Source organism: Bradyrhizobium sacchari (assembly GCF_002068095.1).
GTDB lineage: Bacteria > Pseudomonadota > Alphaproteobacteria > Rhizobiales > Xanthobacteraceae > Bradyrhizobium > Bradyrhizobium sacchari.
In genome coordinates this window covers 255,471-262,170 of the sequence record NZ_LWIG01000069.1, presented here as the reverse complement: position 1 = coordinate 262,170, position 6,700 = coordinate 255,471, and the positions used below count along the sequence as shown (strand labels likewise).

General features: G+C 64.6%; 4 protein-coding genes. 3 read left to right on the top strand and 1 reads right to left on the bottom strand.

Features of this window, described 5'->3' with window-relative positions:
* On the bottom strand, positions 1 to 1,309 hold a 1,309-nt coding region (locus A5906_RS40855; protein ID WP_080140688.1), incomplete at its 3' end, for a UDP-glucose dehydrogenase family protein.
* 190 nt (positions 1,310 to 1,499) lie between these two features.
* Between A5906_RS40855 and A5906_RS40850 the strand changes: the two genes are divergently transcribed.
* The 3 genes from A5906_RS40850 to A5906_RS40840 all read left to right on the top strand — a co-directional run bounded on the left by A5906_RS40850 (position 1,500) and on the right by A5906_RS40840 (position 6,622).
* Complete coding sequence (locus A5906_RS40850) at positions 1,500 to 2,567, top strand: acyltransferase family protein (RefSeq protein WP_080140687.1); 1,068 nt, start codon at positions 1,500 to 1,502, stop codon at positions 2,565 to 2,567.
* Positions 2,568 to 2,784: 217 nt separating this feature from the next.
* Complete coding sequence (gene polA / locus A5906_RS40845; RefSeq protein ID WP_080140686.1) at positions 2,785 to 5,865, top strand: DNA polymerase I; 3,081 nt, start codon at positions 2,785 to 2,787, stop codon at positions 5,863 to 5,865.
* Between the two features lie 121 nt (positions 5,866 to 5,986).
* Positions 5,987 to 6,622 carry a LysE family translocator gene (locus A5906_RS40840; protein ID WP_080140685.1) on the top strand — a complete coding sequence of 212 codons (636 nt, stop codon included), beginning with the start codon at positions 5,987 to 5,989 and terminating at the stop codon, positions 6,620 to 6,622.
* The last annotated feature ends 78 nt before the right edge of the window (positions 6,623 to 6,700 follow it).

Here is a 6,700-nt window from a genome sequence, read left to right as displayed (position 1 = left end):
CCTGCGACGAGCGCCCGACGCTCTCATAGGTGAAGCCGGCGGCCGCCATCTCTTCGGGGCGGTAGATGTTGCGGAGATCGACGACGACCGGTTGGGCCATGGTTGCCTTGAGCCGGTCGAGATCGAGCGCGCGGAACTGGACCCATTCGGTGACGATGACCAGCGCGTCGGCGCCTTGCGCGCAGGAATAGGCGTCCTCGCAATAGGTGATGGTGGGCAGCTCACCCTTCGCCTGCTCCATGCCGACGGGATCGAAAGCTTTGACCTTCGCACCCATGTCGATCAGCCCGGTGACCAGCGGGATCGACGGCGCATCGCGCATGTCGTCGGTGTCGGGCTTGAAGGTGAGACCGAGCACGGCGATGGTCTTGCCGCGCAAGGAGCCGCCGAGCGCATGGCTGACTTTGCGCGCCATCGCGCGCTTGCGGTTCTCGTTGACGGCAAGGACCGACTCGACGATGCGCAAGGACACGTCATAGTCCTGCGCGATCTTGATCAGCGCCTTGGTGTCCTTCGGGAAGCACGAGCCGCCGAAGCCGGGGCCGGCATGCAGGAACTTGGTGCCGATGCGGTTGTCGAGGCCGATGCCGCGCGCGACCTCCTGCACGTTGGCGCCGACCTTTTCGGAGAGATCGGCGATCTCGTTGATGAAGGTGATCTTGGTCGCCAGGAAGGCGTTGGCGGCGTATTTGATCATCTCCGCGGTGCGGCGCGCGGTGAACATCAGCGGCGCCTGGTTCAGCGACAGCGGGCGATAGATGTCGCCCATCACCTTGCGGCCGCGCTCGTCGGAGGTGCCGACGACAACGCGGTCGGGGAACTTGAAGTCGCGGATCGCCGCGCCCTCGCGCAGGAATTCGGGGTTGGAGGCGACGACGACGTCGGCCGCAGGGTTAGCCTCGCGGATGATGCGTTCGACCTCGTCGCCCGTGCCGACCGGCACGGTGGACTTGGTCACCACGACGGTGAAGCCGGACAGCGACTGCGCGATCTCCTTCGCGGCGGCGTAGACGTAGGACAGATCGGCGTGACCATCACCGCGGCGCGAGGGCGTGCCGACCGCGATGAACACGGCGTCGGCGTCCGCCACCGGCTTGGACAGGTCCGTGGTGAAGTCGAGCCGCTTGGCCTTGACGTTGGTTGCGACCAGCTCGTCGAGGCCGGGCTCGTAGATCGGAATCTCGCCGCGGTGCAAGGCCGCGATCTTCTTCTCGTCCTTGTCGACGCAGGTGACGTCGTGACCGAAATCCGCAAAGCAGGCCCCGGACACCAGTCCCACATAGCCCGTTCCGATCATCGCGATGCGCATGAAAACCCTGTTTTGGCTTGGTTAACGAAACCCCAATGCGGGGCGGTTTAGCACTTTCCCGATCGAAGGGAACCGTCTGCGAACAAAAACCGGCACGCGAATTGAACGGTAAAGAAGTCGAAACCGCAAGGGTTCAAACTGCCCCGCGGCCGCACAGGGCCGGGCGGTACGCGCCCCGAAAAGGAACACCATGGCCTCATCCGGCACAATCGCAGCACACGGGCCTTCCAGAGCTCCGGCCGCCGCGCGTGTCGACTGGGTCGACTACGCCAAGGGCATCTGCATTGTCATGGTCGTGATGATGCATTCGGTGCTTGGGGTCGAGCTCGCCGCGGGCGGGACCGGTTTCATGCATGTCGCCGTGGCCTTCGCAAAGCCGTTCCGGATGCCGGATTTCTTCCTGATTTCGGGCCTGTTCCTGCCGCTCGTGATCGACCGCGACTGGCGAACCTATCTCGACCGCAAGGTGATGCATTTCGCCTATTTCTATGTCGTCTGGGTGACAATCCAGTTCGGCTTCAAGGCGCCGGCCTTCGCCGCGGAAACGAGCTGGCGCGAGGTCGGCCTGCTGTACCTCGAATCCTTCGTCGAGCCGTTCGGCACGCTCTGGTTCATCTATCTGTTGCCGGTCTTCTTCGTCGTCACAAAACTGACACGCAGGATCTCGCCGCCTGCAATCTGGCTCATCGCCGCGGCGCTGGAGACGGCGCGCGTCTCGACCGGCTGGACCGCGATCGACGAGTTCTGCGCGCGCTTCGTCTATTTCTATTCGGGCTATCTGTTCGCCCCTTACGTGTTCGCGCTGTCGGATCGCGCGCGCAGCCATCCGGCATGGGCGCTCGCAGCGCTCGCGGCATGGGCGCTGGTCAATGCCGGCCTCGTCGCGCACGGCGCCAGCGAATGGAAGATCGTGTCGCTCGTACTCGGCTTCGCCGGCGCCTGTGCCATCATCACGGCCGGTACGCTGCTCGCACGCGCGCATTGGCTGAACTTCTTCCGCTTCTGCGGCGAACATTCGATCGTGATCTATCTCGCCTTCTTCCTGCCGATGGCGGCGACACGGACCCTGCTGCTGCGCACCGGCATCATCCCCGATATCGGCACGGTGTCGCTGATCGTCACCATCGCCGGCGTGCTCGGCGCACTCGTGATCTGGCGGATCGCGCTACGGCTCAACGCGCGCTTCCTGTTCGAGCGGCCCGATGTATTCTGGATCGCGCCGAAGAAGGCGGGGCCGGTGCTGCAGGCGGCAGAGTAGTACTTTGTCGTCCCGGCGAAGGCCCGGGCCCATACCGCGTCATCTATCGATGCATCGCGGTCTTCATACCACGGCCTAATCGCTGCCAACCTTCGTCAAATTGCGCCCAGTGGTTATGGGGCCGGCCTTCACCGGGACGACGATGAGGTGTGGGAATCGGCCCAAAAACTCGCCGTCCGAGGCTGTCAAAGTCCGCAAAAATTCATACATTGCGGCCATGCCCAAAACCTCCCCGAAGACCTCCGCCAAAGCTGACACTAAGGCCACGCCAAAGGCTGCCGCCGACGCCAAGCCCGCTGCTGCGACAGCTGCTGCCAAACCGGTCGCCGCCAAGGCGGCCGGCAAGGGCGATCATGTGTTCCTGGTCGACGGTTCCTCCTACATCTTCCGCGCCTATCACGCGCTGCCGCCGCTGAACCGCAAGTCCGATGGTCTCCAGGTCAATGCCGTGCTCGGCTTCTGCAACATGCTGTGGAAGCTGCTGCGCGACATGCCCGAGAACGACCGGCCGACGCATCTGGCGATCATCTTCGACAAGTCGGAGATCACCTTCCGCAACAAGATCTATCCCGAGTACAAGGCGCACCGGCCGCCCGCGCCGGATGATCTGATCCCGCAATTCGCGCTGATCCGCGAGGCGGTGCGCGCCTTCGACCTGCCCTGCCTGGAACAGGTGGGCTTCGAGGCCGACGATCTGATCGCGACCTACGTGCGGCAGGCCTGCGAACGCGGTGCCACCACAACCATTGTGTCCTCCGACAAGGACCTGATGCAGCTCGTCACCGATTGCGTCACCATGTACGACACCATGAAGGATCGCCGCATCGGCATCCCCGAGGTGATCGAGAAATTCGGCGTGCCGCCGGAGAAGGTGGTGGAAGTGCAGGCGCTCGCCGGCGATTCCACCGACAACGTTCCTGGTGTGCCCGGAATCGGCATCAAGACCGCGGCGCAGCTGATCACCGAATATGGCGACCTCGAACAGCTCCTGTTCCGCGCCACCGAGATCAAGCAGCCGAAGCGGCGTGAGGCGCTGCTCGAGAACGCCGAGAAGGCGCGCATCTCGCGTCAGCTCGTGCTGCTCGACGACAAGGTCGATCTGGAGGTTCCGCTCGACGACCTCGCCGTCCACGAGCCGGATGCGCGCAAGCTGATCGCCTTCCTGAAGGCGATGGAGTTCACCACGCTGACGCGCCGCGTCGCCGAGTATTCGCAGATCGATCCCGCCAACGTGGATGCCGATCCCGGCTATGCCAGCGGCGCAAGCGTCTTCTCGCCGCTGCCGCCCTCGGACGTCGTGCCCGCACCAGGCACCGGCGCAACACCGCAGGGCCGGCCGAACGAGCCCAACAAATCGGCGAACAAGGAGGACAAGGCCGCAAGCCCCAAGGGCGCGCCGATCTCGCTCGCAGCAGTGCGTGAAGAGGCGCTACGCAAGCTTCCGGTCGACCGCGGCAAGTACCAGGCGATCAAGTCACTGAAGGAACTCAACGCCTTCATTGCACGCATTCATGACACGGGTCATGTCGCGATCGAACTTCGAGGAAACTCGATCGATCCGATGCAGGCCGATCTCTGCGGCATCGCGCTGGCGCTGGCGCCGAACGAGGCCTGTTACGTACCGCTGGCGCACAAGCAGTCCGGCGGCGACGGCGGCCTGTTCGATGCCGGCCTTGCGCCCGACCAGGTCAAGCATACCGATGCGATCGAAGCGCTGCGGCCGGTGCTGGAATCGTCAGGCATTCTCAAGATCGGCTTCGACGTCAAGTTCACCGCCGTGATGCTGGCGCAGCACGGCATCACCTTGCGCAACACCGACGATGCGCAACTGATCTCCTATGTGCTCGACGCGGGGCGCGGCTCGCATGCGCTGGAATCGCTATCCGAGCGCTGGTTCGGCCACGCCATGCTGAAAGAGAGCGAGCTGCTCGGCAGCGGCAAGGGCAAGATCACCTTCGACCAGGTGCCCATCGACAAGGCCGCGCCGCTCTCGGCCGAAGGCGCCGACATCGCGCTGCGGGTCTGGCGCGTGCTGAAGCCGCGCCTCGTCGCCGAGCACATGACTACGGTCTACGAGACGCTGGAGCGGCCGCTGGTGTCGGTACTCGCGCGCATGGAGCGGCGCGGCATCTCGATCGACCGTCAGGTGCTGTCGCGCCTTTCCGGCGACTTCGCCCAGACCGCAGCGCGGGTCGAAGCGGAGATCCAGGAGATCGCGGGCGAGCCCGTCAATGTCGGCAGCCCAAAGCAGATCGGCGACATCCTGTTCGGCAAGATGGGCTTGCCCGGCGGCACCAAGACAAAGACCGGCGCATGGTCCACCACCGCGCAGGTGCTCGACGACCTCGCCGAGCAAGGCCACGATTTTCCGCGGAAGATTTTGGAGTGGCGGCAGGTTTCAAAACTGAAATCGACCTACACCGACGCGCTGCCGACCTATGTCAATCCGCAGACCCATCGCGTGCACACGACCTACGCACTGGCCGCGACCACCACGGGCCGGCTGTCGTCGAACGAGCCGAACCTGCAGAACATTCCGGTGCGCACCGAGGATGGCCGCAAGATCCGCCGCGCCTTCATCGCCATGCCCGGACACAAGCTGGTCTCGGCGGACTATTCGCAGATCGAGCTGCGCCTGCTCGCCGAGATCGCCGACATTCCCGTGCTGAAACAAGCGTTCCGCGACGGGCTCGACATTCACGCGATGACGGCCTCCGAAATGTTCGGCGTGCGGATCAAGGGCATGCCGAGCGAGATCCGCCGCCGCGCGAAGGCGATCAATTTCGGCATCATCTACGGCATCTCCGCGTTCGGCCTCGCCAACCAGCTCGGCATCGCGCGCGAAGAGGCGTCGGCATACATCAAGAAATATTTCGAGCGCTTCCCCGGCATCCGCGCCTATATGGACGAGACACGTGATTTCTGCCGCAGCCACGGCTACGTCACCACGCTGTTCGGCCGCAAGTGTCATTACCCCGACATCAAGGCCTCCAACGCCTCGGTGCGCGCCTTCAACGAGCGTGCGGCAATCAACGCGCGGCTCCAGGGCACCGCCGCCGACATCATCCGCCGTGCCATGACGCGGGTGGAGGATGCGCTCGCCGAGAAGAAGCTGTCGGCGCAGATGCTGCTCCAGGTGCATGACGAACTGATCTTCGAGGTGCCCGACGCCGAGGTCGAAGCGACGCTGCCGGTCGTGCAGAAGGTGATGCAGGACGCGCCGTTCCCGGCCGTGCTGCTCTCGGTGCCGCTGCACGTCGACGCGCGCGCTGCGAACAATTGGGACGAGGCGCATTAGTCTCGCCTCATCTCCGGTGTCGTCCCGACGCTGGAACCTCAATTGTCCTCCGAGCAATTGCGCGATAGCCCCGCCGCCTCGCGCATATTAGAACCATCGCATCTCCCGCACCGGTTCGCCCATGCCCCACACGTCCGCCCTGCTCGGCTTCGCCCTCGTCTGCCTCGGTCTCGTGCTTACGCCCGGGCCGAACATGATCTATCTGATCTCGCGCTCGATCACGCAGGGGCCGGCGGCGGGCATCGTCTCGCTCGGGGGCGTGGCGCTGGGCTTCGTGTTCTACATGCTATGCGCGGCATTCGGCATCACGGCGCTGCTGCTCGCCATTCCCTTCGCCTATGACGCGCTGCGCTTTGCCGGCGCCGGCTATCTCTTGTGGCTCGCCTGGCAGGCGGTGAAGCCGGGCGGACGCTCGCCGTTCCAGGTGAAGCAGCTCGCCATTGACAGCCCGCGCAAATTGTTCGCGATGGGCTTCGTCACCAACCTGCTCAACCCGAAGATCGCGATGCTGTACCTGGCGCTGCTGCCGCAGTTCATCGATCCCACCGCCGGCAGCGTGCTGACGCAGTCGGTGGTGCTGGGAGCAATCCAGATCGCGATCAGCGTCAGCGTGAACGCGATGATCGCGCTCGCGGCGGGATCGATCGCATTGTTCCTTTCGAGCCGGCCGAGCTGGATGCTGGTGCAGCGCTGGCTGATGGGCACCGTGCTGGCCGGGCTCGCGGTGCGGATGGCGGTGGAAGCGAAGAAGGTGTGAGGCTTCTCCCCTTGCGGGAGCGTGAGGATGGAAACCCCTCACCCGTCTCGCCGCTTCGCGGCGATCTACCCTCTCCCA

Bases quoted from the DNA above. Each gene is read 5' to 3' on its own strand.
- A5906_RS40840 (WP_080140685.1), top strand. From the start codon at position 5,987: ATGCCCCACACGTCCGCCCTGCTCGGCTTCGCCCTCGTCTGCCTCGGT.
- A5906_RS40850 (WP_080140687.1), top strand. From the start codon at position 1,500: ATGGCCTCATCCGGCACAATCGCAGCACACGGGCCTTCCAGAGCTCCG.
- polA (WP_080140686.1), top strand. From the start codon at position 2,785: ATGCCCAAAACCTCCCCGAAGACCTCCGCCAAAGCTGACACTAAGGCC.